Below are 24,475 nucleotides of genomic sequence, written 5' to 3'. Positions count from 1 at the left end.
CGACTCTATCAGAGTCTGTCTCGCTTGTTTTCCGCCTTCCGGTTCTTCGCTTTCGCGTTTCCCTTTCCGGCGAGTTCGACTCTATCAGATCCTTTCGGGCCTGACTCCCAGTCAACGGGGTTTGTCGTTTGGACTGTTGGGCCCTTGCGACGAGTGAGACAGTAGCGGATTCCTTGCCCCCGAACCTAATCGGGGGCCGCGTCCGTGGACGCGGATTCCTCATTCGCAAATACGCATGAAAACGGGACGACAAAGTGAGTCGTTCGTTCGAATGTGTAGTGCGGGATGGCTGTCCGGGGACCGACCGGGGTCGGATGCTCACTTCGGACAACTCGAAGAACCTTACGGATCGGGCACAGGTGTGTCAACCCCTGGCTGACCGGCCGCGCGGAGGACGCACCTCACGCCGCCTTCATCCCTCAGGGTCTAGCGTCTCTGATCGGCTTCGCGATCCCATGCGAGACGTGGTGTCCGGTATGGGTTCTGCCCATCGTGGAGGTGTGGCGTGGGCGTGCAGGTGGAAGCCTGCGCCCCGTGCCGCTCCTCGTGGCCGGTGTCGGCTGGTGGTGGGTGTGCTGATCGTCGTCACGCCCTGGTTCCGGTGGGCTGCGCGGGGCAGCCGGGTCCGGTCCGTTGGTACGTGTCCCTCCGGACGCTTGCCCGCCGGACCCGAGGGGCCGGCGGAGGAGGGTGTCCGGCGTCGCCTGGGCGTCGGACGTGTTGTCTTGTGCCGGGTAGGCCCGGTCTTGGACCGGGCATTCCGGCTGGTCTCGACGGCGGCGGGCGTAATGACCGCGCCTGCTTCGAGTGTGTCCACGACCGTCCGGACGGCCCTGGCGCCTGCGGTGCGGTCGGTGACGGTCTTGGTCTGGTGGGTGAGGCCGCGTGCGGAGATGCGCTGCCACGCGCCTTGGTCTCGGTCGCCCTGGTATCCGCAGGATGGGCAGATGGCCCATTTCCATCCCGGGGTGGTGGGCCTGTCCGGGGCCTTGCGGTGCCGAAGCGGGAGAAGACACCAGGGGCAGTGCTTCGAGGTGTTCCTCGCGGGCACCGTGACGACGGCGATGCCGCTCTCGGCGGCGAGGTGCCGCATCCGGTCGACGATCCGCCCACGCACCGCCTGGGAAAGGCGAGTGTTCATCGTGCAGCCCTTACCTCGGGCTTCCATCGAGCGGAGGTCCTCGACGTATATAGCGGTCGCGTCGGCGGCGATGGCCTGATCGACAGCCCAGCGCGCGGCGGCCGACGCGAGAGCATCGTTGAGGTTCGACCGGCGGGCGCTGACACGCCGGATCTCCTCGGCCAGCACCGCGTGCCTGGCTGTCAGGGAGTGGCCGGTGTCGCCGTCGGCGAGCCTCTCATAGTGGTCCGCTTTGGCGTTCAGGTGCTCGGAGAGGCGCCGCAGCCGGTGCTGTTTGGACAGGATCCCGCCGGTACGGAACATGGCCCCGGCACCGGGGGCGGTGATCCGCCCGTCATCGTGCAGCCGGGCGGCTCCGGCGGACAGCAGAGTGTTCAGGCCCCAGTCCACCCCCAAAGCGACGGTATGCCCGGCCGGCCGGGCCTTGGGAACGGCGTGCCTGTAGGCGAGATCGGCCCGCACTCTGCCCTGATGCAGGCGGAGGGTGGGCAGGTGCAGCACCGCGCCCGTGGGGATCGTGGGCGGCAACGTGATCGGGCAGGCCACCCAGGTCCAGTCCTTGTACGACTGGGGGGGGGCGGGCCGGGTGGGAAGCTGCAAGCGCAGCAGAGCCCGGCCGGGGTCATCCGCTCGCTCGATGGTGGCCTGTTGCCCGTCGCAGGCCGACAGCAGCAGCATCTGGGCCATGCGGGGCGCGGTTTCCAGCTCGAGCACACCGACCGGGAGTTTTTGGTCCTGCTTCCGGAGGAACGCGGTGATTTGCCGGGTCCGGGCTTTGATCACACTGGCTGGCAGGAACTGTCCGCCAGGGACGGCTTCGCGGACCTGGTCCCATTCCTCGAGCGTGCGCTTGCCGGGGTCGCCGGGCCAGGACGCGAGGACCCCGGCGGTCAGATCGGCCCGCCACTTCACCGACCGCAACGTCCGCCCGGCCGCCTCTTGCGCCATCCGGACGATCCGGTCATTGACCTTGACACCCTCGGGCGGCGAGACGGTCCAGCCCAGGCGGCGCAGGGCCATCCACGCGTTCGACGGCAGCTTGCGGCCCCCGGCGTCCTGACCGGAGGCAAGCACATCCACATCAGCGGTATTCCAGTGCGCGGCCACCAGCGAGGAGGCCATGACGGCCACCAGACCCGCGGCCCAGCCGACCCGATCTGCCAGGCATGTCGCGGTGAGGAGTTCGCCGGTCTCCTCATCCACCCCGGTCCGCAGCAGGCCACGGGCACAAGCGGTCCGAGCGGTCTGTCCCTCGACGAGCGACACCTTCCGACTCAACACCCACCCCCCCCTACCGCCCGGTCCTGTCATCCGATCAACGACACCCGAGACGAAAGGTCACCCTTTCGAGCCACGAACTCCCATCCGGCATGCGCTCAAGACGGACACCACGACCAAAACCCAACCGATCACTACCGAGACCCAAGGAAGTGCGTAATCTTTACTCCATGACTATGCGTGCGCTCACGCTCGACCTGCGCTGGTGGGCCGCCTGACGGCGGCCGACCATCCACGCGAGACGCACGCGCTCGACGGCCGCCGATCACGGCGGCCGTTCCTGTTTCTCCCCTCCCGGGAGTGGCTCGGTCGCCCGACGCGGTGGCGTCGACGCCCACACCGACACGAGCAGGGAGCAGGGACATGACGAGGATCTTCAGCGGGGTCAAGCCGACGGGGCATCTGACGCTGGGGAACTACCTGGGGGCCGTACGGCAGTGGGTCGCCGCCGAGCAGGAGCCCGACGAGGCGCTGTTCTGCGTGGTCGACCTGCACGCCCTGACCGTCGACCACGATCCGGCCCGGGTGCGCCGGCTCAGCCGGCAGGCGGCGACGCTGTTGCTCGCCGCCGGGCTGACTCCCGAGAAGTGCACGCTGTTCGTGCAGAGCCACGTGGACGAGCACGCCCGGCTCGCGTACCTGCTGGAGTGCACGGCTTCGGACGGTGAACTGCGGCGGATGGTGCAGTACAAGGAGAAGGCGGCGAAGGCGCAGGCCTCGGGGGACGGCGTACGGCTGTCGCTGCTCACGTATCCCGTGCTGATGGCCGCCGACATCTTGGCGTACCGGACCGGTGAGGTGCCGGTCGGGGAGGACCAGCGGCAGCACGTCGAGCTGACCCGGGATCTGGCGGTGCGGTTCAACCAGCGGTACGGGCACACCTTCACCGTGCCCAAAGCCACGCATCCGGTGGTGGCGGCGCGGGTCATGGACCTGCAGGACCCGCGGTCGAAGATGGGGAAGTCGGGGGACGCGGGGCCGGGGGTGGTGTTCCTCCTCGACGAGCCCGAGGCGGTGCGGAAGAAGGTGATGCGGGCCGTCACCGACAGCGGGGACGGTGGGGACGGCGGGGTCGTCTACGACCCGGCCGCGCGCCCGGGGGTCGCGAACCTGCTGGACGTCCTCGCGGCCTGCACCGGGGGTGATCCGGCCGTGCTCGCCGACGGGTACACCGGGTACGGGGCGCTCAAGAGGGACGTGGCCGACGCCGTCGTGGAGCTGCTGCGGCCGGTCCGCGTACGGCACGCGGAGCTGGCGGCCGATCCGGGGGCGGTGGAGGCGGTGCTGCGCGCCGGTGCGGGACGAGCCCGGGCCATCGCTCGGCCCGTGGTCGACTCGGCGTACCGGGCCATCGGGCTGCTGGAGCCCTGAGGGGAGAGGGGCGGGTCCGGTACGGGGCCGCGCGGCTCCGTACCGGACGGCGGGGGTCAGCTGTTGCCGGAGGCGAGTTCGCGGCTGCGGTCGCGGGCCGCTTCGAGGGCGGCGATCAGTGCCGCGCGTACGCCGTGCTTCTCCAGCTCCACGATCGCGTTGATGGTGGTGCCGGCCGGGGAGGTGACGGCTTCGCGGAGCTTGACCGGGTGTTCGCCGCTGTCGCGGAGCATGACTGCGGCGCCGACGGCGGCCTGGACGATGAGGTCGTGGGCCTGGGCGCGGGGCAGTCCGAGGAGGATGCCGGCGTCGGTCATGGCCTCGACGAGGTAGTAGAAGTAGGCGGGGCCGGAGCCGGAGAGGGCGGTGGCCGCGTCCTGCTGGGACTCCGGGACGCGCAGGGTCTTGCCGACGCCGCCGAAGATCTCCTCGGTGTGCGCGAGGTGCGCGGCGGTGGCGTGGCTGCCGGCCGAGATGACGGACATGGCCTCGTCGACGAGGGCGGGGGTGTTCGTCATGACGCGGACGACGGGGGTGCCCTGGGCGAGGCGCTCCTCGAAGAAGGAGGTCGGGATGCCGGCCGCGCCGCTGATGACCAGGCGGTCGGCGGGCAGGTGCGGGGCGAGCTCTTCGAGGAGCTTGCCCATGTCCTGGGGCTTCACGGTGAGGATGAGGGTGTCGGCGCGCTTGGCGGCCTCGGCGTTGGTGACGGCCTCGACGCCGTAGCGGGTGCGCAGCTCTTCGGCGCGCTCCGGACGGCGGGCGGTGACGAGGAGTTTGGAGGCGGGCCGGCCGCCGCGGATCATCCCGCTGAGCAGGGCCTCGCCGATCTTGCCGGTACCGAGGACTGCGACTGTCTGGGTCATGCCCGATTCACCTCGCCGAACTGTTCGTGCACGCGTGCATGGTTTGCGTCCTCATCCTTGCACTCGCGCGAGGAACCGCGACGGGCTGTCCGCAGTGCGGTCGGGCCCGTTCCGGTCAAGGGGTGCGGCGGCGGAGTGTGGCGGCGCCGAGGGCGAGGACCAGGAGGGCGCATCCGGCGACGATCCCGGCGTCGCGGACGAAGTCGGCGGTCATGTCGGTGTGGGTGAGGACCTGGCTCATGCCGTCGACGGCGTAGGACATGGGCAGGACGTTCGAGATCGCTTCGAGAGCGGGCTGCATGGTGTCGCGGGGGGCGAACAGGCCGCACAGCAGGAGCTGGGGGAAGATCACGGCCGGCATGAACTGGACGGCCTGGAACTCGGACGCCGCGAAGGCGGAGACGAAGAGGCCGAGCGCGGTGCCGAGCAGGGCGTCGAGGAGGGCGACGAGCAGGAGCAGCCACGGGGAGCCGACGACGTCCAGGCCGAGCACCCAGAGGGCGACGCCGGTGGCCAGCAGGGACTGGACGACCGCCATGGCGCCGAAGGCGAGGGCGTAGCCGGCGATGAGGTCGCCCTTGCCGAGCGGCATGGCGAGGAGGCGTTCGAGGGTGCCGGAGGTGCGTTCGCGCAGGGTGGCGATGGACGTGATCAGGAACATCGTGATGAGGGGGAAGATCCCGAGGAGTGACGCGCCGATGCTGTTGAACGTCCGCGGGCTGCCGTCGAAGACGTAGCGGAGCAGGACCAGCATCAGTACGGGGACCAGCAGCATCAGCGCGATGGAGCGCGGGTCGTGGCGGAGCTGGCGCAGGACGCGGGCGGCGGTGGCGGCGGTGCGGGCGGTGCTCATCGGGTGCTCCCGTGGGGGGCCGGGGTGGTGGCTTCGGCGTCGGCGGCGTCGACGAGGTGGAGGAAGGCCTCTTCGACGGTGTCGGTGCGGGTACGGGCGAGCAGGGCGTCGGGGGTGCCCTGCGCGAGGATGCGGCCCTCGCGCATGAGGAGGAGGTCGTGGCAGCGCTCGGCCTCGTCCATGACGTGGGAGGAGACGAGGAGGGTGGCGCCGCGGGTGGCGGCGAGGGCGTGGAAGAGGTTCCACAGGTCGCGGCGCAGGACGGGGTCGAGGCCGACGGTCGGCTCGTCGAGGACGAGGAGCTCGGGGCTGCCGAGGAGGGCGACCGCGAGGGAGACCCTGCTGCGCTGGCCGCCGGAGAGGTTTCCGGCGAGGGCGGTGGTGAGGGTGGTGAGGTCCACGTCGGCGATGGCCCGGGTGACGGTCTCGCGGCGGCGCTCGGCGGCGGCGCGGCCGGGGTCGAGGATCGCGGCGAAGTAGTCGAGGTTCTGCCGGACGGTGAGGTCGTCGTAGACGGAGGGCGCCTGGGTGACGTAGCCGGTGCGGGAGCGGAGTCCGGGGTGGCCGGCGGGGTGGCCGAGGACGTCGAGGGTGCCGGTGACGTGGGCCTGGGTGCCGACGATGGCGCGCATCAGGGTGGACTTTCCGCAGCCGGAGGGGCCGAGGAGGCCGGTGATGCGGCCGCGGGGGACGTCGAAGTAGAGGCCGTCTAGAACGGTGCGGGGGCTGCGGCCGGTGCCGCGGCGGACGGTGAGGCCCTCCGCGTGGACGGCGGCGGCCGCTTGGTTATTCATCATGTGATGAATAATGCTCCCGGCTGTGCCACTGCGCAAGGCTCGCGGGGCACGGCCGGGGGCTACTTCTTGCGCTTGGGGCGGCGGGCGGCCGGGTTGCCGGTGCGGGAGCCGCGGCGGCGGGCGAATTCGGCCGCGGCGCGCTCGTACTCGGTGCGGCGCAGCGTCTCGCCGGGGGCCTCGACGAAGCAGCGCAGGAAGTACGCGATGAGGCTGCCGATGAAACCGATCGCCTTCAGGCCCTTGAGGGCGGCCTCGTCGGAGGACGGGGCCGGCCGGCGGCTGAAGGACTCCCAGGTCTTGGCGAAGGCGATGGAGCTGGCGATCGCGAAGAGGATGACGACCGAGATGCTGAGGAAGGCGCCGACGTTGCCGATCTCCAGGCCCTCGTAGGAGAACCGGAGCAGGAAGGCGCTGAGGACGGCGAGGGTCAGCGCGATGAGAGCCGCGCCGACGCGGCGTGCGCCGTAGCCGCCGTCGTGGTTCACCCAGGTGGTGCCGAAGAACCGGATCGGCTCGGGCTCTGGGCCGGTGGGCACCGTGGGCTGCGCCTGGGCCTCGGCGGCCGGCTCGGCGGGGGTCTGGTCTCGCTGGTCGTCGCTCACACCAGCGATTATCCCCCGCCGGGCGGGCGGGACCCGGGGTGTCTCACGGGGCGGGCCGGGTGGCGGACCTGCGGATGGGCCGGATGGACCTCAGGCGCAGCGGGTGGCGACGTAGCCGTCGGCGCCCGTCTTCACGTAGGCGTCGGAGACGAACTCGCCGTTGCCGATGCAGTCCCAGATGCTCGAGGTGCCGTAAGGGCCCGAGACGGTCGTCCCCTCGCACTGGCAGCGAATCGAGACGTACGCGCCGAGCGGCAGGACCCGGACGACCCCGTAATTGGTGCCGGGACCTCTGCGGACGTTCACTCGGTATCCGGGCGCGACCGGGAACGTCGGGAATCCCGACCCCGAGGTCAGGCTCTCGACTTGGCTTGAATCGCTCTCAATGGACATGCGGAAAACTCCCCCTTGGAATGGCTCCCTGCGGAACTCGCGCAGGGTAGCAGGACCTTGGAGATTCGCACGGACCATCGACTAGGCTCCGGCGGGGGTGGTGAGCGGTGCGTTCAGCGCGGACGGACTACGCGGGTTTTCCGGAGTACGCCGGGCAGTACCGGCTCGAGTCCGTGCTCGGTTCTGGCGGCATGGGTGTCGTCCACCTGGCCACCTCCGAGTCGGGGCTGAAACTCGCCGTCAAGATCGTGCATCCGCAGCACGCCGTGGACCCGGAGTTCCGGGCCCGGTTCCGGCAGGAGGTCGCGGCCGCGCGGCGGGTGAGCGGAGCGTTCACCGCGCCCGTCGTGGACGCGGATCCCGATGCCGAACGGCCTTGGATGGCCACGCTGTTCATCGATGCCCCGACGCTCTCCGAGCGGGTACGGGAAGAGGTGCTGGGGGCCCGGGAGCTGGCGCGGCTCGCCGCCGGGCTGGCGGAGGCCCTGCGGGACATCCACCGTGCGGGGGTCGTGCACCGGGATCTGAAGCCCAGCAACGTGCTGATGGCCCCGGACGGGGTGCGGGTCATCGACTTCGGGATCTCGCGGCCGGCCGACAGCGATCTGCGCACCGAGACGGGCAAGCTGATCGGGACCCCGCCGTTCATGGCGCCGGAGCAGTTCCAGCGGCCGCGCGAGGTGGGGACCGCCGCCGATGTCTTCGCCCTGGGCGCGGTGCTCGTGTACGCGGCGACCGGGCGGGGCCCCTTCGACTCCGACAGCCATTACCTCGTGGCGTACCAGGTGGTGCACAGCGAGCCCGACCTGAGCGGTCTGCCGAAGCGGCTCAGGTCGCTGGTCGCGCAGTGTCTGGCCAAGGATCCGGCGGAGCGGCCGAGTGCGGACGCGCTGATCGTGGCGCTGCGGGCGGTGGCGTACCCGACGGATCTGGACACCCAGGCCTTCATCCCGCGGCCGCGGCAGCCGGTGGCCGACGAGGAGGTCACGCATCGGCGGGAGCGGGTCGCCACCCCGGCCAAGGCCCCGGAACGCGGACGGCGGACCCGAGCTGCCGTCGCGGCGGGGGTCGGGCTGCTGCTGGTGGGTGGGGCCGTGGGCGGCTACCTGTGGTCCGCGCCCGGCGACAAGCCTCCGAAACAGGCCGCCGCCCCGGGGGTATCCGCGCTGCAGCGGGTCCTGCCCTGGTCAGTGCCACTGGGCGCATACGGCGCGGCATGCTCCTGGCGGGCTTCGGGCCTGTACTGCTCGGGGCCCGAGTCGGCCGCGATGCGGCTCAGCCCCGAGGACGGGTCGACGCTGTGGTCCGTACGGGCGGCCGTCCCGGACTCCCGGCCGGCGGCCCACGGTGCGCCGCTGCACGGGGGCGGGCTGGTCCTCGCGGTCGCACCGGGAAGCAAGAGCGAACTGCTCCGGGCCCTGGATCCGGCGACGGGCGCGGAGCGCTGGAAGCGGACCCTGCCAAGTGGCGCGCTCGCGCTGCCCTCAGGCGGCCATGTGCTGATCACGGCGGTGGACGGGACCGTCACCGCGCTGGATTCCGCGACCGGCACCCCGCGCTGGACGAAGAAGATCGGCGGGGTCGGTTCCGAGTGGTGGAGCGGCCCCGAGGAGTCCGGGGAGCCCGCCGCGCTGTACGTGTCGACGCCCGACAAGGACGGCAGAGCAACGCGGCTCTTGGCGGTGGACCCGGCGACCGGGGCGCCCCGCTGGCAGGTCCGGTCGCCGGGGATGCTCCATCCCGTGGGTGCGGCCGGCGGCGGAATGTACCTGCTGGACAGCGACGTGGGGGCCAGGACGGACTCGGTCGTACGAGTGGACCTGTCCACGCGTGCCGTGGGCCGGGTGCGGCTGGCCTCGCCGCTGTACGAGGCCCAGGCGACCGTGGGGCCCGACGGGGTCGTGTACGCGTTCGGGGCCTCGGGCGCACTGGCGGCCATCGGCGCGGCCAAGGAGGAGTGGCGGCTGGAGACGGGCGTGGCGGTGGCCTCCCGGCCCGTGTTCGCCGACGGGCGGGTCTACCTGAGCGCCTCCGACGGGCGCCTGCTCGCCGTCGACGCGGGGGCGGGGCGCCTGCTGGGGCAGACCAAGCCCCGGATGGGCGCCGGGAAGGACTCCTTCGCGGCGAGTCTGCCCGCGCCCGTCGTCGGGGACGGGCGGGTGTACGCCTCGGCGCCGGACGGGACCGTGTTCGCGGTCGCGGCGGGGGATCCCGCCGGGTGGTGAGACGCGGACGGCCCCGTCCGAGGGTGTCGGACGGGGCCGGGGAGCGGCGGCTGCCGGGCGGGGCCGGCGCTCCGGGCGTCAGCGCTGCGGAAGTCAGCGCTCCAGGAGGCTGACGTCGCGGACCGCGCCCTTGTCGGCGCTGGTGGCCATCGCCGCGTAGGCGCGCAGGGCCGCGGAGACCTTGCGCTCGCGGTTCTTCGGGGCGTAGACGCCGCCCAGGGCCGCGTGGCGGGCGGCCAGCGTGGCCTCGTCGACCAGGAGCTCGATGGAGCGGTTGGGGATGTCGATGCGGATGCGGTCGCCGTCCTCCACGACCGCGATGGAGCCGCCCGAGGCCGCCTCCGGGGAGGCGTGGCCGATGGACAGGCCCGAGGTGCCGCCGGAGAAGCGGCCGTCCGTGATCAGGGCGCAGACCTTGCCGAGGCCGCGGCCCTTGAGGAAGGACGTCGGGTAGAGCATCTCCTGCATGCCGGGACCGCCGCGCGGGCCCTCGTAGCGGATGACGACCACGTCGCCCGCCTTGATCTCCTTGCGGAGGATCTTGTCGACGGCCTCGTCCTGCGATTCGCAGACCACGGCCGGGCCCTCGAAGGTCCAGATCGACTCGTCGACACCGGCGGTCTTCACGACGCAGCCGTCGACCGCGATGTTGCCGCGCAGGACGGCGAGGCCGCCGTCCTTGGAGTACGCGTGCTGGACGGAGCGGATGCAGCCGCCTTCGGCGTCGAGGTCGAGGGTGTCCCAGCGCTCGGACTGGGAGAAGGCGGAGGCGGAGCGCTGGCAGCCGGGGCCCGCGTGCCACAGCTCCATGACCTCGTCCGGGGCCGTGCCGGAGCGGGCGTCCCACTTCGCGAGCCACCCCTCCAGGTTGGCGGAGTGGACGGTGGTGACGTCCTTGTTGAGCAGGCCGCCGCGGTGGAGCTCGCCGAGCAGGGCGGGGATGCCGCCGGCCCGGTGGATGTCCTCCATGTAGTACGTGCCGCCGGGCGCCACGTTCGGCGCGACCTTGGCGAGGCACGGGACCCGGCGGGAGATCTCGTCGATGTCCGTGAGGTCGTACTTCAGACCGGCTTCCTGCGCGGCGGCGAGGAGGTGCAGGATCGTGTTCGTGGAGCCGCCCATGGCGATGTCGAGGGCCATGGCGTTCTCGAAGGCCTGGCGGGTCGCGATGTTGCGGGGCAGGACCGACTCGTCGTCCTGCTCGTAGTAGCGCTTGGTGATCTCGACGATGGTGCGGCCGGCGTCCTCGTACAGGGCGCGGCGGGCGGTGTGCGTCGCGAGGACCGAGCCGTTGCCGGGGAGTGCGAGGCCGATGGCCTCGGCGAGGCAGTTCATCGAGTTGGCGGTGAACATGCCGGAACAGCTGCCGCAGGTCGGACAGGCGTTCTCCTCGATGCGCAGGACGTCCTCGTCGGAGACGCTGTCGTTCGAGGCGTCCACCATGGCGTCGATCAGGTCGAGCTTGCGGACGGTGCCGTCGACGAGGGTGGCCTGGCCGGCCTCCATGGGGCCGCCGGAGACGAAGACCACCGGGATGTTGAGGCGCATGGCGGCCATCAGCATGCCGGGGGTGATCTTGTCGCAGTTGGAGATGCAGATCAGCGCGTCGGCGCAGTGCGCCTCGACCATGTACTCGACCGAGTCAGCGATCAGGTCGCGGGAGGGCAGGGAGTACAGCATGCCGCCGTGGCCCATGGCGATGCCGTCGTCGACCGCGATGGTGTTGAACTCGCGGGGGACGGCGCCGGCGGCCAGGATCGCGTCGGAGACGATGCGGCCGACCGGAGCCAGGTGGGTGTGGCCGGGGACGAACTCCGTGAAGGAGTTGGCGACCGCGATGATCGGCTTCCCGATGTCCGCGCTCGCTACGCCCGAGGCGCGCATCAGGGCACGTGCGCCCGCCATGTTGCGGCCGTGGGTGACGGTGCGGGACCTCAGCTCGGGCATCGGGTTCTCTCCCCATGTGTGCGGTGACGCGTGCGCCTGCCGCGACTGTGGATATGGCTCGGTTACGAGGCTACGCCCCCTGCCCGGGATCCGGACGGGCTGTCCGGATCCCGGGACGGACGGCTCACTGATTGGGCACGGGTCCGGTCATTCCTCGGTGAGGTAGCGCTGGAGGGTGGGGGCCACCAGCTCGATGATGGCCTCCGGGTCCGCCGAGGCGAGGGGCTCGACCTGGACGACGTAGCGCAGGATCGCGATGCCGACCATGTGGGAGGCGGCGAGCTCGGCACGGAACGTCGGGTCGGGGACGTTGAGGTCGGCCGCGATGCGCTCCAGCAGCCGGTGCAGGATCAGCCGGCGGAGCACCTTCGCGGCGGCCTCGTGGGTTAGGGCCGAGCGGATCACGGCGAGCAGCGGGGTCCGGGTGACCGGGTTCTCCCAGACGCCGAGGAAGTAGCGGGCCAGGCGCTCGCCGATGCCGTCGGGGCCCGCGCCGATGATCGCCGGGAGGACGAGGGCGGGCTCCATGCTGAGCTCGATCGCGGCGGCGAAGAGGTCGTCCTTGCTGCCGAAGTAGTGGTGCACCAGGGCCGGGTCCACGCCGGCAGCCTTGGCGATCCCCCGGACGGAGGTCTTGTCGTAGCCGCGCGCGGCGAACTCGGCGCGGGCCGCGAGGCGGATGCGCTCCTGGGTGCCGGGGCCGTCTTCGGCCTCGTCCTGGCGCGGGCGGCCGGGGCCGCGGCGAGCCTTCGAGGGGACGGGGGCCGGGGTGGGGTCCGGGAGGGGCTCGGTCACGGGTGCGGGGTTCCGGGTACCGGGCCGGGGGCCGTCGCGAGGTGGAGGCGGGTGAAGGCCAGGGCCTCGGCGAGGTCGGCCTCGCGCTCGGCGGAGGACATCGCGCGGCGGGTGTTGACCTCGATGACCACGTGCCCGTCGAAGGAGGTGGTGGCGAGCCGCTCCAGGAGCTCGGCGCAGGGCTGGCTGCCGCGGCCGGGGACGAGGTGCTCGTCCTTCGCGGAACCGTTTCCGTCGGCGAGGTGGATGTGGGCGAGGCGGTCGCCCATCCGGTCGATCATCGCGGTCGCGTCGGTGCGGGCGGTCGCGGTGTGCGAGAGGTCGACCGTGAAGTGGCGGTAGTCGTCCTTGGTGACGTCCCACTCGGGCGCGTAGGCGAGCATCTCGCGGTCGCGGTAGCGCCAGGGGTACATGTTCTCGACGGCGAAGCGGATGTCCGTCTCGTCCGCCATCCGCCAGATGCCGGTCACGAAGTCGCGGGAGTACTGGCGCTGCCAGCGGAAGGGCGGGTGGACGACGACCGTGGACGCGCCGAGCTTCTCGGCTGCCGCCTGGGCGCGCTGGAGTTTGGTCCAGGGGTCGGTGGACCAGACGCGCTGCGTGATGAGGAGGCAGGGCGCGTGGATGGCCAGGATCGGGACCCGGTGGTGGTCGGAGAGGCGGCGCAGGGCATCGATGTCCTGGCTGACGGGGTCCGTCCAGACCATGACCTCGACGCCGTCGTAGCCGAGGCGTGCGGCGATCTCGAAGGCGGTCGCCGTTGACTCCGGGTAGACGGAGGCGGTGGAGAGGGCGACTTTCGCGGTCGGGATCCGGACTGGTTTTGCCACGGGGACAGGGTATCGGGGTCGTGGTGGGGGCGTGCCGCCCTACGAACCCCCGGCCGGAGCCGGCATCGGGACCCGGGCGCCCCGGCCGGGGCCGAGGGCGAGACCTGGGCGGCGGGGACGGGGGCGGGGACGGGTCAGGACCTCAGCGCCCGGAACGCGGACGGGTCGGGACCTCGGCGCCCGAGACGCGGACGGGTCGGGACCTCGGCGCCCGAGACGCGGACGGGTCAGGACCTCAGCACCCGAGACGCGGACGGGTCAGGACCTCAGCACCCGAGACGCGGACGGGTCAGGACCTCAGCACCCGAGACGCGGACGGGTCAGGACCTCAGCACCCCGGCCGGGGGCGGGGGCGGGGTGGGGTGTCGGCCGGGACGTAAAGCGTGATTTGTGGCGCAGAAGAAGCCCGCGCCCTGTCGAACGTAAGGCACAGGGCGCCTAAATCATGCAGTCCAGGCCGACACCCCACCCCGCCCCCGGCACCGGCCCCCACACGCAGCAAGCGCCGACCCCGGAGAGCGGCCCCGCGCCTCACACCCCGACGGGCGTGGACCTCCCGAGGTGGTCCAGGCGGCGGAGGATGACGCCCTCGCGAAGGGCCCAGGGGCAGATTTCCAGGGACTCGACCCCCAGGAGGTCCATCGCGCCTTCCGCCACCAGCGCTCCGGCGAGGAGCTGGTTGGAGCGGCCCTCCGAGACGCCGGGGAGGGCGGAGCGCTGGTCGGTGGTCATCGCCGCCAGTCTCGGGACCCACTCCTCCAGGGACTTCCGGGTCAGGTCCCGCTGGATGTAGAGGCCTTCCGCGGAGCGGGCCGCGCCCGCGATCCGGGCCAGCTGCTTGAAGGTCTTCGACGTGGCCACCACCCGGTCCGGCGCCCCGAAGCGGCTGAACTCGCCGACCGTGCGGGCGATCTGGGCCCGTACGTGGCGTCGCAGGACCCTGATGTCCGCCTGGTCCGGCGGGTCGCCCGGGAGCCAGCCCGCCGTCAGGCGTCCCGCGCCCAGGGGGAGCGAGACGGCCGCGTCCGGGTCCTCGTCGATGCCGTACGCGATCTCCAGCGAGCCCCCGCCGATGTCCAGCAGCAGGAGCTTGCCCGCCGACCAGCCGAACCAGCGCCGCGCCGCCAGGAACGTGAGGCGGGCCTCGTCCTCGCCGCTGAGGACGGGGAGGTCGACGCCCGTCTCGGCCTTGACCCGCGCGAGGACCTCGTCGGCGTTCGTGGCCTCCCGTACCGCGCTCGTCGCGAAGGGGAGCACGTCCTCGCACCCCTTGTCCTCGGCGGCCTGCACCGCGTCCCCGATGACACGGACCAGCCGCTCGACGCCCTCCGGCGTCACCGCGCCGTATTCGTCGAGCAGCTCCGCCAGCCGGAGCTCCACCTTGTGCGAGTGCGCGGGCAGCGGGCGCGCACCGGGGTGCGCGTCCACCACCAGCAGATGGATCGTGTTCGAACCCACATCAAGGACACCGAGTCTCATGAGGGGAAACGCTACTGGTCCAAAGGCGTAGGGGTGGCGTAAGGGGCGCTTAGGCTGGGGTTTGTGCCACATACGAAGAAGGCCAACAAGTCCAAGACCAAGGTCGGCAAGGCCGCCAAGCGCGCGAAGGCGGACGAGACGGCGGACGAGAAGGGGCTCGACTTTCCGCGGGCCTGGGTGGAGTTCCCCGACCCCGCCGACGAGGAGCAGGTCTTCCGCTGCGACCTGACCTGGCTCACTTCCCGCTGGACCTGCATCTTCGGCAGCGGCTGCCAGGGCATCCAGGCGGGCCGCGCGGACGACGGCTGCTGCACGCTCGGGGCGCACTTCTCCGACGAGGACGACGAGAAGCGGGTCGCCGAGAACGTGGCGCGGCTCACGCCGGAGCTCTGGCAGTTCCACGACGTCGGCAGCGAGACCGGGTGGACGCAGCACGATGACGACGGGGAGAAGCAGACCCGCCGCTGGGACGGTGCCTGCATCTTCCTGAACCGGCCCGGCTTCCCCGCGGGGGCCGGCTGTTCCCTGCACATCCTGGCGGTGCGCGGCGGCCAGGAGCCGCTGGAGACCAAACCGGACGTGTGCTGGCAGCTCCCCATCCGGCGGACCTACGACTGGATCGACCGGCCCGACGACACCCGGGTCCTCCAGGTGTCGATCGGCGAGTACGACCGGCGCGGCTGGGGCCCGGGCGGCCACGACCTGCACTGGTGGTGCACCTCGGCCACGTCCGCGCACGGCGCCGGCAAGCCGGTGTACGAGTCGTACCGCGCCGAGCTGACGGAGCTGATGGGCAAGGAGGCCTACGAGGAGCTCGTACGGCTCTGCGAGGCGCGGCTCTCCTCGCTGCTGCCGATGGCCCCGCACCCGGCCGATCCCGATCCCGCACCCGCACCCGACCCCGCGCCGTAGGCCGCGGGGCTACGGCGCCGGGGTCGGATCCGGCGCCGGGGTCTCCCCGTCCGTGGGGCTCGGGGTCGGAGTCGGAGTCGGGGTGGGTGTGGGCGTCGGAGTGGGGGTCGGAGTCGGAGTCGGGGTGGGGGTGGGCGTCGGAGTCGGCGTCTGAGTCGGACTGGGCTCCGGGGCGGGCGGGGTGGGTGCCGGGCGGCCCCGGCCCCGGATGGAGATCACCGCACCGCCCGGGTCCACCCCGACCCGGGCGCTCCAGGCCCCTACGGGCTGGGCTCCGGAGTCCACGGTGATCCGTAGGGTGACCGATTCTCCGGGCGCCAGCCGGCCCGAGGTCGTACTCGCGCGCAGCCACGGCGCGTCGGACCACAGCCGCCAGTCCACCGGGGCGCCGCCCGACGCGGTGAGGGTGAGCAGGGTGGTCGCTCCGTGGGTGGAGGCGGCCGCGGTCAGCCGGCCCGGGGCGCCGGGGGCGGCGGTCGGGGCGCCGCTGCTGATGACCTCCACGGAGACGTCGGGGGCGGCCGCGGGCGGGGCGAAGCCCGGGCCGCCGGTGGCGACGGCGGCGTTGCCCGCGTTCTCGTACGCCGTCAGCGGGCGGCCGTCGGTACGGACCTGCGGGAGCTCCGCGTCTCCGGCGGAGATGCGCGTGGAGCCGTTGCCCACGGGCTCCCCGGTGCTCGGGGCGCCCCGGTAGGCCGCCCACAGCGCCAGTACCGGGGCGGCGACGACGGTGGCGACGACGGTGGTGGTGACGGCGCGGGCGCGCAGCCGGTCGCGGCGGGCCGCGCGGTCCTTGGGGTCCATCGGGAAGCCGGTGCGGGCGAAGCGCGGGCCGGTCCCGGCGCCCCGACGGCGGCCGGAGCGCAGCATCGCGGCGTGCACGGCGGTGCGCGGGGCCGGGACCAGAGGGAGGGCCGCGGTGTTGATGCCGCCCGAGCCGGGCCAGGGCGCGCCGGCGCCCACGCGTTCGGCGACGCGGCGGCAGCGCGGGCAGTCGTCGACGTGCCGGACGAGTTCGGCGCGCAGGGAGGAGGAGAGGAGGAGCAGGTTTCCGTCTCCCCCGCCGTCCCCGTCGTCGCCGGTGAGCCGGGACACGGTCGGGCAGTTGCCCGTCTCCACCACGGCGAGGGCGGCGCGGGTGCGCTCCACCTCGCAGGCGGCACCGGAGAGCAGTTCGCGGGCGGCGGCCGGGGGCGTACCGAGGACGGCGGCGAGCTCGGCGACGCCGAGGCGGTGGCGGACGGCCAGTTCGAGTGCCTCGCGCTGCACGGGGGTGGTTCCGGCGGCCTCCGGCCAGGCGAGGCGCGCGAGCTCGGTGCGGCGGTAGGCGTACACGTCGAGTCCGCCGGGGCCGACGGGGCTGCTGTGGTCGGCGGGGCTGCCTGAGCGGCGGGCTGCTGCGGCGTTCGCGGCCGCGTTCGCGTCGGCGCTCGCCGTCGCGGGGTCCGGCGCACGGCCGGCGTCGCGGTGCTCCGGTGCACGCCGGGCGGAATGCGCTCCTCCGGACCCGTAGCGCGTACGCCGTCGCTCCGCCAGCTTGCGCAGGCAGGCCCAGCGCGCGAGGGCGTACAGCCAGGCCCGCCGGTCCCCCTCGTCGGGGCAGCGGCCGGGATGGCGGTCGGCGACGGCGAGGACGTCTCCGAGCACGTCGGTGGCGGTGTCGTGGTCGCACAGGACCGAGAGGCAGTACGTGAACAGCCCGTCCAGGTAGGGCTCGTACCGGAACGGTGGCGGCTGCTCCACCCTGGTCTCCTCGGGGGGCGTGCGCCCGTGCGCCCGGTGTGCGCCGGTGCGCGGTGCGGGGTGTCCCCGGTTGCTGCTGGTCACTCGGTGACCGTAGGCGGCGCGCCGGTGGCGCTCCGGAAGCCTTCACCAGTTTTAGCCCTTACGGGTGAACAGATTGGTGCCGTGTTGACGGCAGCCCTGACGGTGCACGCCACGGCGTGCGCGCGGGACCGCCTCGGGGGACCGCCGCCGGACCGTGCGGGCAGGGTTGTCGGTGGCGGCGGCTACCGTGAGCCGCATGGCTGCCCGTACATCTCGTTCATCCGCCAAGGACCGGCCGTCCTACCGTTGCACCGAGTGCGGGTACTCCACCGCCAAATGGCTCGGCCGGTGCCCCGAGTGCCAGGCCTGGGGCACCGTCGAGGAGCTCGGCGGCGCCCCCGCGGTGCGGACCACCGCGGCGGGCCGGGTCACCACGGCCGCCGTGCCGATCGGGCAGGTCGACGTCCGGACCGCGACCGCGCGCAGCACCGGCGTGAGCGAGCTGGACCGCGTGCTCGGCGGCGGGCTGGTCCCGGGCGCGGTCGTCCTGCTCGCGGGCGAGCCCGGCGTCGGCAAGTCGACGCTGCTGCTCGACGTCGCGGCGAAGGCCGCCTCCGACGAGCACCGCACGCTGTACGTGACGGGCGAGGAGTCGGCGAGCCAGGTGCGGCTGCGGGCCGACCGGATCAACGCCCTCAGCGAGCACCTGTACCTGGCCGCCGAGACCGATCTGTCCGCCGTGCTCGGGCACCTCGACGCCGTGAAGCCCTCACTGCTGATCATGGACTCCGTACAGACGGTCGCCTCCCCCGAGATCGACGGCGCGCCCGGCGGCATGGCGCAGGTCCGGGAGGTGGCCGGGGCGCTGATCAGGGCCTCCAAGGAACGCGGGATGTCCACGCTGCTGGTCGGCCACGTCACCAAGGACGGGGCGATCGCCGGTCCCCGGCTGCTGGAGCACCTGGTCGACGTGGTCCTGAGCTTCGAGGGCGACCGGCACGCCCGGCTGCGCCTCGTACGCGGGGTGAAGAACCGGTACGGCACCACGGACGAGGTCGGCTGCTTCGAGCTCACCGACGAGGGCATCAACGGACTGGCCGACCCGAGCGGGCTGTTCCTGACCCGCCGCGCCGAGGCGGTGCCCGGCACCTGCCTGACGGTGACCCTGGAGGGGAAGCGGCCGCTGGTCGCCGAGGTGCAGGCGCTGACGGTGGATTCGCAGATCCCCTCGCCGCGCCGGACCACCTCGGGGCTGGAGACCTCGCGCGTCTCGATGATGCTGGCGGTGCTGGAGCAGCGCGGGCGGATCACGGCGCTCGGCAAGCGGGACATCTACACCGCCACCGTGGGCGGGGTGAAGCTGACCGAGCCGGCCGCCGACCTGGCCGTCGCGCTGGCCCTGGCCTCGGCCGCCAGCGACGTACCGCTCCCGAAGAACCTGGTCGCCATCGGGGAGGTCGGGCTCGCGGGCGAGGTCCGGCGCGTGACGGGCGTACAGCGGCGGCTCGCGGAGGCGTACCGGCTGGGCTTCACGCACGCCCTGGTGCCGACGGACCCGGGGAAGGTGCCGGCGGGCATGAAGGTGACCGAGGTCGCCGACATGGGCGACGCCCTTCGGGTCCTGCCGCGCGGGCGGTCGCGCACGTCGGAGAAGGAGAAGGAGAAGGGGCCCTCCTCCACCTAGGACGGACCAGCACCGGCCGGCACCGGCCAAAAGGGCCGTTCTCGGCCCCGAACCGCAGGTCAGCGGGCGCGGACGGGGCGCTCACCGGCCCGGCCGGATTAAGGCACGGCGGGCGCCGGGGCCGCGCCGGTAGACTTCGGGATGGTCCGCCCGGCCGTACGCAGGCGGTACATCCCGCGACCGGAGGAGTGCAGTGGCAGCCAAGGACGGGGCAGCAGCATCCGGGAAGTCGGGCGCGAGCTCCAAGCAGGAGGCCATGATGCGCGCCTCGCTGAGTGCGGTCGCACCTGGTCAGCCCCTGCGCGACGGGCTCGAACGGATCGTTCGCGGCAACACCGGAGGGCTCATCGTCCTCGGCATGGACAAGTCGGTCGAGGCCATGTGCACGGGCGGTTTCGTCCTGGACGTGGAGTTCACCGCGACCCGGCTGCGCGAGCTGTGCAAGCTCGACGGCGCGCTGATCCTGGACAAGGACATCACCAAGATCCTGCGGGCGGGCGTCCAGCTGGTCCCGGACGCGTCGATCCACACGGAAGAGACGGGTACCCGGCACCGGACCGCGGACCGGGTCTCGAAGCAGTGCGGTTTCCCGGTGGTGTCGGTCTCGCAGTCGATGCGGCTGATCGCGCTGTACGTGGACGGCGAGCGGCGCGTGCTGGAGGAGTCCGGGGCGATCCTGTCGCGGGCGAACCAGGCGCTGGCCACGCTGGAGCGGTACAAGCTCCGCCTGGACGAGGTCGCCGGGACGCTGTCCGCGCTGGAGATCGAGGACCTGGTGACGGTCCGCGATGTCACGGCGGTGGCGCAGCGGCTGGAAATGGTGCGGCGCATCGCGACGGAGATCGCGGAGTACGTCGTGGAACTCGGCACGGACGGCCGGCTGCTCTCGCTCCAGCTCGACGAGCTGACGGTCGGGATCGAGCAGGAGCGGGAGCTCGTCATCCGGGACTACGTGCCGGAGCCGACGGCGAAGCGTTCCCGCACGGTGGAGGAAGCGCTGCCGGCGCTGGACGCGCTGACGCATCCGGAGCTGCTGGAGCTGGCGATCGTGGCGAAGGCCCTGGGGTACACGGGCTCGCCGGAGACCCTGGACTCCGCGGTGTCCCCGCGCGGGTACCGGCTGCTGGCGAAGGTGCCGAGGCTGCCGGGGGCGATCATCGAGCGGCTGGTCGAGCACTTCGGCGGTCTGCAGAAGCTGCTCGCGGCGTCGGTGGACGACCTCCAGACGGTCGACGGCGTCGGCGAGGCGCGGGCGCGCAGCGTCCGCGAAGGCCTGTCCCGCCTGGCGGAGTCCTCCATCCTGGAGCGGTACGTCTAGGCTCCGCCGCGGCTCCGGGGTTTCTGGCTCAGCGCCGCTCCCGGGGCTCAGCCCCAGACCCCGCTCCTCAAACGCCGGAGGGGATGGATGTGCGCTGATCCAGCCCCGCCGGCGTTTGAGGAGCGGGGGTCCGGGGGCGGCGCCCCCGGCAACGGCGCCGCGCCCGTTACTCCGGCTTCAGTACGAACGAGGTTCGGGCCACCGGCATGCCCGGGGACTTGACCTCGACCACGTACGTGTCCGCCGCCGCCGACCCCGCCGGAGGCGACTGGCACTGGGTCGCGTCGCTGAAGTGGCGGTCCCACTCCAGGCCTTGCTTGGTCTCGCCCTGCGAGGGCACCCGGTAGAACACGTTGCCCGCGCCCGCCGGGCAGTCCGCCGAGGACCAGACCGGCTTGGCGTTGCTCGCCTGAGTGATCGTCAGCACCGCCTGCTTCGGGCCGAGATCGACCTTGCAGGTGGTGCCCGAGACGTTGCGTGCGATGAGTTCGAGGCGCGGCTTCTCGCCCGCCTCGTACTCGTTCTTCACGCTCTTGACCTCCCACTGCAGCGCACCGGGCGCGCACGTGGGCACCGGCGAGTCCCCGGGGACGACCTGGCCCGCGCCGGAGCCGCCGGAGCCGCCCGCCCCGCCCTGGTCCGCGGCGCCGGGGCCGGAGCCCGGTTCGCCGTTCTTGCCCGCACCGGGGCTCGCGCCGGGGTCGGAGCCCGTGCCGGTGCCGGCGCTCGCGCCGGTGCCGCCCGCGCCCGACTCCCCGCGCCCGCCCGGGGCCTGACTGATCGCCGGACCGGAGCCCGAGGGGCCCGGGGTGATCTGGGTGACGGGACCGGAGCCGCCCTGGCCCTTGCCGTTGGTACTCGACTTGCCCGCACCGGAGCTGACGGTCCATACGGCGAGCATCGCGAGGAGCGCGGCAACGGACGCCAGCACAGCCCTCCGTCGCCAGTAGATGGAGGAGGGGAGCGGCCCGACCGGATTGCGCAGAGATCCCACGGACGGAACCTTACGAGAGTTCGCGGCGCGATCAGTGCCCCACATGCCGCGCGCGCGGCTTGTTTTGCCGATGATCATCCTGCGGGGTGACCCGGGGCCCCGAAAATCGGCCCGGAGGCTGATGAGGACGTTATTCCGATCTAGGTACCTTCAGTCACCATGGACAGCTCCGGCCTCTACCTCGACGTCACCGATTTCGCCCACTCGACCCCCGCCTGGGTGCGATCGGCGTTCGAGTTCTGGACCGAGTACGGACTGCTCGTCTTCGGCGCCCTCTTCATAGCCGTGTGGTGGCGATCACGCGGTGCCCGGGCCCCCCGCACGGTGGCGCTCGCGGTGCTCGCCCCCTTCGTCACCGCCCTGGCGTACGTCTCCTCCGAGCTGGTGAAGTCCAGCGTCGACGAGGAGCGCCCCTGCCGGGCCGTTGCCGGGGCGGCGGCCTCGCTGATCACCTGCCCGGCCACCGGCGACTGGTCCTTCCCCAGCAACCACGCCGCGATCGCGGGTGCGGCGGCCGCGGCTCTGGCGCTCGCCGTCCGCACACTCGTCCTGCTGACGCTTCCGCTGGCCCTGCTGATGGCCTTCTCCCGCGTCTTCGTCGGTGTCCACTACCCGCACGACGTGGCCATGGGCCTGCTGCTGGGCGCGAGCCTCGCCGTGCTCACCGTCCTCGCGCTCGCCGGCCCGGCGACCAGGGTCGTCGCCGCCGTGCGGGCGGGCGGCGGCCGCACGGCCGTCCTGATCACCGGCCCGGACCCCGCCCGCTAGGCCGTCACCGGGGATCGACACGACACACCCGCGGGCCCGAAACGTGCCAGGATGCCGTCTGCCATGACTGCAACCATTCCCACCACCGCGCTGCACTCACCCGTCATCGCGTGGTTCGAAGCACACGCCCGCGACCTGCCCTGGCGCCGCCCCGAGGCCGGCCCCTGGGGGGTGATGGTCAGCGAGTTCATGCTCCAGCAGACCCCCGTCAACCGGGTCCTGCCGGTCTACGAGCAGTGGCTCGCCCGCTGGCCCCGGCCCGCCGACCTCGCCGCCGACGCCCCGGGTGAGGCCGTCCGCGCCTGGGGCCGCCTCGGTTACCCGCGCCGGGCGCTGCGCCTGCACGGCGCGGCCGTCGCCATAACGGAGCGGCACGGGGGCGACGTACCGCGCGAGCACGCGCAGCTGCTCGCCCTGCCCGGGATCGGCGAGTACACGGCCGCCGCCGTGGCCTCCTTCGCGTACGGGCAGCGGCACGCGGTCCTCGACACCAACGTGCGCCGGGTCTTCGCGCGCACCGCGACCGGGGTCGAGTACCCGCCGAACGCCACGACCGCCGCCGAACGCCGCCTGGCCCGGGCCCTGCTGCCCGAGGACGAGGACACCGCGGCCCGCTGGGCGGCGGCCTCCATGGAGCTCGGGGCGTTGGTGTGCACGGCCAAGAGCCCGGACTGCGGGAGCTGTCCGGTGGCCGGGCTGTGCGCGTGGCGGCTGGCCGGGAAGCCCGCTCACGAGGGGCCGCCGCGGCGCGGGCAGACGTACGCCGGGACGGACCGGCAGGTGCGCGGCAGGCTCCTCGCGGTGCTGCGCGAGGCGGTCGGGGCCGTGCCGCAGTCCCTCCTCGACACCGTCTGGGAGGAGCCCGTACAGCGGGCCCGCGCGCTCGACGGGCTGGTCTCGGACGGGCTCGTGGAGCCGCTGCCCGGGCTCATGTACCGGCTGCCGGCCGGCCCCGCGAAGGCGGCCGCCGACACCGCCCCCGACACCCCCCGAGGCTGACTCGGGGATTCCGCTTGTCCGGAGAAAACCGCAGCTCACGGGCGCTGTTACACAACCTATGGGTGTCCGTGCGCCCACCGAAGGCTGACCCGCACAGGGCCGTGACAACGCCTCCGTACCGTCGAATCCGTAAGGCAGCGGATGAGCGGTTGGTCGGAACGGAGGCGGTCTGAGATGGCGCACGGCGAGGTACTCGAATTCGAAGAGTACGTACGCACCCGGCAGGACGCGCTGCTGCGCAGTGCCCGTCGCCTGGTCCCGGACCCGACCGACGCACAGGACCTCCTGCAGACCGCGCTCGTCCGCACCTACGGCCGCTGGGACGGCATCGCCGACAAGTCCCTCGCCGACGCCTACCTGCGCCGCGTCATGATCAACACCCGTACCGAATGGTGGCGGGCCCGCAAGCTCGAAGAGGTTCCCACCGAGCAGCTCCCCGACGCCTCCGTCGAGGACGGCTCGGACCAGCGCGCCGACCGCGCCCTGCTCATGGACATCCTCAAGGTGCTCGCGCCCAAGCAGCGCAGTGTGGTGGTGCTGCGACACTGGGAGCAGATGAGCACCGACGAGACGGCTGCGGCGCTCGGCATGTCGGCGGGTACCGTGAAGAGCACCCTGCACCGCGCACTGACCCGTCTCCGGCAGGAACTGGAGAGCCGGGACCTGGACATGCGGGCGCTGGAGCGCGGTGACCACACCATCCGGTACGAGGGGCGTGAGCGGTGCGCGGCCTGATTGGCCCAAGACTGAGCGGCAAGAGCTCGGTGGTACTGATGTCGACGGGGACGGTCGTCCTCGTCGGCACCGTGCTGTTCGCGGCCGGCTGCTCGACCGGGGGCACGGGGCTGCGGGACGGCGGCCCGGCCCGTACCGAGTCGGTGGCCAAGACCGGCCCCCCCTCCTCGGTCCCCTCCGAACACGACGCGGGCACCGCCACCCCCCTCGCCCCCCAGGCCTCCGGCAAGCCGGCCGCCAAGGTCGACCCGATCGCCCTGGTCAAGGCGGACCCCAAGGTCAGCGCCGAGATCAAGCGGGACCTGAAGCCCTGCTCGGGCAAGGAGTACCCGGTGGACGTCAGCTACGGGAAGGTCACCGGCGGACCGGCGGTCGACATCGTGGTCAACGTCCTGTCCTGCGCCGACGCGCTGGGCCGCGGTTCGTTCGTGTACCGCGCGGACGGGAGCTCGTACGAGAATGTGTTCTCGGACGAGCAGCCGCCCGTCTACGCCGAGATCGACCGGGGCGACCTGATCGTCACCAAACCGGTCTACGGGAAGAGCGACGCGCTCTCCTATCCCTCGGGCGAGGACCTGATCACGTACCGCTGGAACGGGGAGCGGTTCACCGAGCAGGACCGGGTGCACACCGACTACAGCAGCGTGGTCGACGGCGGGACCGCTCCCGCCCCGGCCGTCAGCCCGAAGAACTGAGAACGAGTACCGAGTACCGAGGCGAG

The 24,475-nt window shown here is 72.6% G+C and carries 21 protein-coding genes; 9 read left to right on the top strand and 12 right to left on the bottom strand.

Annotation, left to right across the window (positions count from 1 at the left end; translation table 11 throughout):
• Positions 1 to 412: 412 nt before the first annotated feature.
• Complete coding sequence (locus tag AC6CKD_RS26435) at positions 413 to 2,407, bottom strand: zinc ribbon domain-containing protein (RefSeq protein WP_498330483.1); 1,995 nt, start codon at positions 2,405 to 2,407, stop codon at positions 413 to 415.
• A gap of 375 nt (positions 2,408 to 2,782) precedes the next feature.
• Here AC6CKD_RS26435 and trpS point away from each other — a divergent pair, with 375 nt between their 5' ends.
• Positions 2,783 to 3,790 carry a tryptophan--tRNA ligase gene (gene trpS, locus AC6CKD_RS26430; RefSeq protein WP_498330481.1) on the top strand — a complete coding sequence of 336 codons (1,008 nt, stop codon included), beginning with the start codon at positions 2,783 to 2,785 and terminating at the stop codon, positions 3,788 to 3,790.
• Between the two features lie 56 nt (positions 3,791 to 3,846).
• Here the strand turns inward: trpS and proC are convergent, their stop codons facing one another.
• From proC to AC6CKD_RS26405, 5 genes are all read right to left on the bottom strand, one after another.
• On the bottom strand, positions 3,847 to 4,656 hold the full coding sequence (proC, locus tag AC6CKD_RS26425; RefSeq protein WP_327254323.1) for a pyrroline-5-carboxylate reductase: 810 nt from the start codon (positions 4,654 to 4,656) through the stop codon (positions 3,847 to 3,849).
• A gap of 115 nt (positions 4,657 to 4,771) precedes the next feature.
• Positions 4,772 to 5,509 carry an ABC transporter permease gene (locus AC6CKD_RS26420; protein WP_498330480.1) on the bottom strand — a complete coding sequence of 246 codons (738 nt, stop codon included), beginning with the start codon at positions 5,507 to 5,509 and terminating at the stop codon, positions 4,772 to 4,774.
• On the bottom strand, positions 5,506 to 6,306 hold the full coding sequence (locus AC6CKD_RS26415) for an ABC transporter ATP-binding protein (RefSeq protein ID WP_498330478.1): 801 nt from the start codon (positions 6,304 to 6,306) through the stop codon (positions 5,506 to 5,508). The genes AC6CKD_RS26420 and AC6CKD_RS26415 overlap by 4 nt, the downstream gene beginning before the upstream one ends.
• A 59-nt stretch (positions 6,307 to 6,365) precedes the next feature.
• On the bottom strand, positions 6,366 to 6,908 hold the full coding sequence (locus AC6CKD_RS26410; protein WP_498330476.1) for a hypothetical protein: 543 nt from the start codon (positions 6,906 to 6,908) through the stop codon (positions 6,366 to 6,368).
• A 90-nt stretch (positions 6,909 to 6,998) separates the two neighbouring features.
• The gene (locus tag AC6CKD_RS26405) at positions 6,999 to 7,301 is read right to left on the bottom strand and encodes a peptidase (RefSeq protein ID WP_498330474.1); all 303 of its coding nucleotides are present in this window, start codon (positions 7,299 to 7,301) and stop codon (positions 6,999 to 7,001) included.
• 107 nt (positions 7,302 to 7,408) lie between these two features.
• Here AC6CKD_RS26405 and AC6CKD_RS26400 point away from each other — a divergent pair, with 107 nt between their 5' ends.
• Positions 7,409 to 9,526 (top strand): serine/threonine-protein kinase, encoded by a 2,118-nt coding sequence (locus AC6CKD_RS26400; protein WP_498330473.1) that lies wholly within the window; start codon positions 7,409 to 7,411, stop codon positions 9,524 to 9,526.
• Positions 9,527 to 9,619: 93 nt separating this feature from the next.
• Here the strand turns inward: AC6CKD_RS26400 and ilvD are convergent, their stop codons facing one another.
• The 4 genes from ilvD to AC6CKD_RS26380 form a co-directional block, all read right to left on the bottom strand.
• The gene (gene ilvD, locus AC6CKD_RS26395) at positions 9,620 to 11,473 is read right to left on the bottom strand and encodes a dihydroxy-acid dehydratase (RefSeq protein ID WP_498330471.1); all 1,854 of its coding nucleotides are present in this window, start codon (positions 11,471 to 11,473) and stop codon (positions 9,620 to 9,622) included.
• A gap of 147 nt (positions 11,474 to 11,620) precedes the next feature.
• Complete coding sequence (locus AC6CKD_RS26390) at positions 11,621 to 12,268, bottom strand: TetR/AcrR family transcriptional regulator (RefSeq protein WP_498330469.1); 648 nt, start codon at positions 12,266 to 12,268, stop codon at positions 11,621 to 11,623.
• Complete coding sequence (locus tag AC6CKD_RS26385) at positions 12,265 to 13,098, bottom strand: sugar phosphate isomerase/epimerase family protein (RefSeq protein ID WP_498330467.1); 834 nt, start codon at positions 13,096 to 13,098, stop codon at positions 12,265 to 12,267. The genes AC6CKD_RS26390 and AC6CKD_RS26385 overlap by 4 nt, the downstream gene beginning before the upstream one ends.
• A 531-nt stretch (positions 13,099 to 13,629) precedes the next feature.
• On the bottom strand, positions 13,630 to 14,577 hold the full coding sequence (locus tag AC6CKD_RS26380) for a Ppx/GppA family phosphatase (RefSeq protein ID WP_498330466.1): 948 nt from the start codon (positions 14,575 to 14,577) through the stop codon (positions 13,630 to 13,632).
• A gap of 63 nt (positions 14,578 to 14,640) precedes the next feature.
• On the opposite strand from AC6CKD_RS26380, the gene AC6CKD_RS26375 reads away from it, so the two are divergent.
• Complete coding sequence (locus tag AC6CKD_RS26375; RefSeq protein WP_498330465.1) at positions 14,641 to 15,489, top strand: DUF3109 family protein; 849 nt, start codon at positions 14,641 to 14,643, stop codon at positions 15,487 to 15,489.
• A gap of 9 nt (positions 15,490 to 15,498) precedes the next feature.
• Here the strand turns inward: AC6CKD_RS26375 and AC6CKD_RS26370 are convergent, their stop codons facing one another.
• Positions 15,499 to 17,316 carry a BACON domain-containing protein gene (locus tag AC6CKD_RS26370; protein ID WP_498330464.1) on the bottom strand — a complete coding sequence of 606 codons (1,818 nt, stop codon included), beginning with the start codon at positions 17,314 to 17,316 and terminating at the stop codon, positions 15,499 to 15,501.
• A gap of 196 nt (positions 17,317 to 17,512) precedes the next feature.
• Here AC6CKD_RS26370 and radA point away from each other — a divergent pair, with 196 nt between their 5' ends.
• Together radA and disA are read left to right on the top strand one after the other, a co-directional pair.
• Positions 17,513 to 18,940: a DNA repair protein RadA gene (radA, locus tag AC6CKD_RS26365; protein ID WP_498330462.1), complete on the top strand. Its 1,428-nt coding sequence runs from the start codon at positions 17,513 to 17,515 to the stop codon at positions 18,938 to 18,940.
• A 193-nt stretch (positions 18,941 to 19,133) separates the two neighbouring features.
• On the top strand, positions 19,134 to 20,258 hold the full coding sequence (disA, locus tag AC6CKD_RS26360; RefSeq protein WP_274548915.1) for a DNA integrity scanning diadenylate cyclase DisA: 1,125 nt from the start codon (positions 19,134 to 19,136) through the stop codon (positions 20,256 to 20,258).
• Positions 20,259 to 20,424: 166 nt separating this feature from the next.
• Here the strand turns inward: disA and AC6CKD_RS26355 are convergent, their stop codons facing one another.
• On the bottom strand, positions 20,425 to 21,252 hold the full coding sequence (locus tag AC6CKD_RS26355; RefSeq protein WP_498330461.1) for a hypothetical protein: 828 nt from the start codon (positions 21,250 to 21,252) through the stop codon (positions 20,425 to 20,427).
• Positions 21,253 to 21,411: 159 nt separating this feature from the next.
• Here AC6CKD_RS26355 and AC6CKD_RS26350 point away from each other — a divergent pair, with 159 nt between their 5' ends.
• The 4 genes from AC6CKD_RS26350 to AC6CKD_RS26335 all read left to right on the top strand — a co-directional run bounded on the left by AC6CKD_RS26350 (position 21,412) and on the right by AC6CKD_RS26335 (position 24,449).
• On the top strand, positions 21,412 to 22,020 hold the full coding sequence (locus AC6CKD_RS26350; protein WP_498330460.1) for a phosphatase PAP2 family protein: 609 nt from the start codon (positions 21,412 to 21,414) through the stop codon (positions 22,018 to 22,020).
• A 51-nt stretch (positions 22,021 to 22,071) separates the two neighbouring features.
• Positions 22,072 to 23,019, top strand: coding sequence for an iron-sulfur binding domain-containing protein (locus tag AC6CKD_RS26345; protein WP_498330459.1), 948 nt, complete (start codon positions 22,072 to 22,074; stop codon positions 23,017 to 23,019).
• Between the two features lie 174 nt (positions 23,020 to 23,193).
• Positions 23,194 to 23,754, top strand: a complete 561-nt coding sequence (locus tag AC6CKD_RS26340; RefSeq protein WP_498330458.1) for a SigE family RNA polymerase sigma factor — start codon at positions 23,194 to 23,196, stop codon at positions 23,752 to 23,754.
• A 38-nt stretch (positions 23,755 to 23,792) separates the two neighbouring features.
• Positions 23,793 to 24,449, top strand: a complete 657-nt coding sequence (locus tag AC6CKD_RS26335; RefSeq protein ID WP_498330457.1) for a hypothetical protein — start codon at positions 23,793 to 23,795, stop codon at positions 24,447 to 24,449.
• The last annotated feature ends 26 nt before the right edge of the window (positions 24,450 to 24,475 follow it).

Source organism: Streptomyces sp. GQ60 (assembly GCF_059758875.1).
This window is presented reverse-complemented; position numbering and strand designations above follow the sequence as displayed.

Coding starts and splice junctions, on each gene's coding strand:
- AC6CKD_RS26340 (WP_498330458.1), top strand. CDS start 23,194: ATGGCGCACGGCGAGGTACTCGAATTCGAAGAGTACGTACGCACCCGG.
- AC6CKD_RS26380 (WP_498330466.1), bottom strand. CDS start 14,577: ATGAGACTCGGTGTCCTTGATGTGGGTTCGAACACGATCCATCTGCTG.
- AC6CKD_RS26420 (WP_498330480.1), bottom strand. CDS start 5,509: ATGAGCACCGCCCGCACCGCCGCCACCGCCGCCCGCGTCCTGCGCCAG.
- AC6CKD_RS26345 (WP_498330459.1), top strand. CDS start 22,072: ATGCCGTCTGCCATGACTGCAACCATTCCCACCACCGCGCTGCACTCA.
- ilvD (WP_498330471.1), bottom strand. CDS start 11,473: ATGCCCGAGCTGAGGTCCCGCACCGTCACCCACGGCCGCAACATGGCG.
- trpS (WP_498330481.1), top strand. CDS start 2,783: ATGACGAGGATCTTCAGCGGGGTCAAGCCGACGGGGCATCTGACGCTG.
- AC6CKD_RS26415 (WP_498330478.1), bottom strand. CDS start 6,306: ATGATGAATAACCAAGCGGCCGCCGCCGTCCACGCGGAGGGCCTCACC.
- radA (WP_498330462.1), top strand. CDS start 17,513: ATGGCTGCCCGTACATCTCGTTCATCCGCCAAGGACCGGCCGTCCTAC.
- proC (WP_327254323.1), bottom strand. CDS start 4,656: ATGACCCAGACAGTCGCAGTCCTCGGTACCGGCAAGATCGGCGAGGCC.
- AC6CKD_RS26335 (WP_498330457.1), top strand. CDS start 23,793: ATGTCGACGGGGACGGTCGTCCTCGTCGGCACCGTGCTGTTCGCGGCC.
- AC6CKD_RS26350 (WP_498330460.1), top strand. CDS start 21,412: ATGGACAGCTCCGGCCTCTACCTCGACGTCACCGATTTCGCCCACTCG.
- AC6CKD_RS26405 (WP_498330474.1), bottom strand. CDS start 7,301: ATGTCCATTGAGAGCGATTCAAGCCAAGTCGAGAGCCTGACCTCGGGG.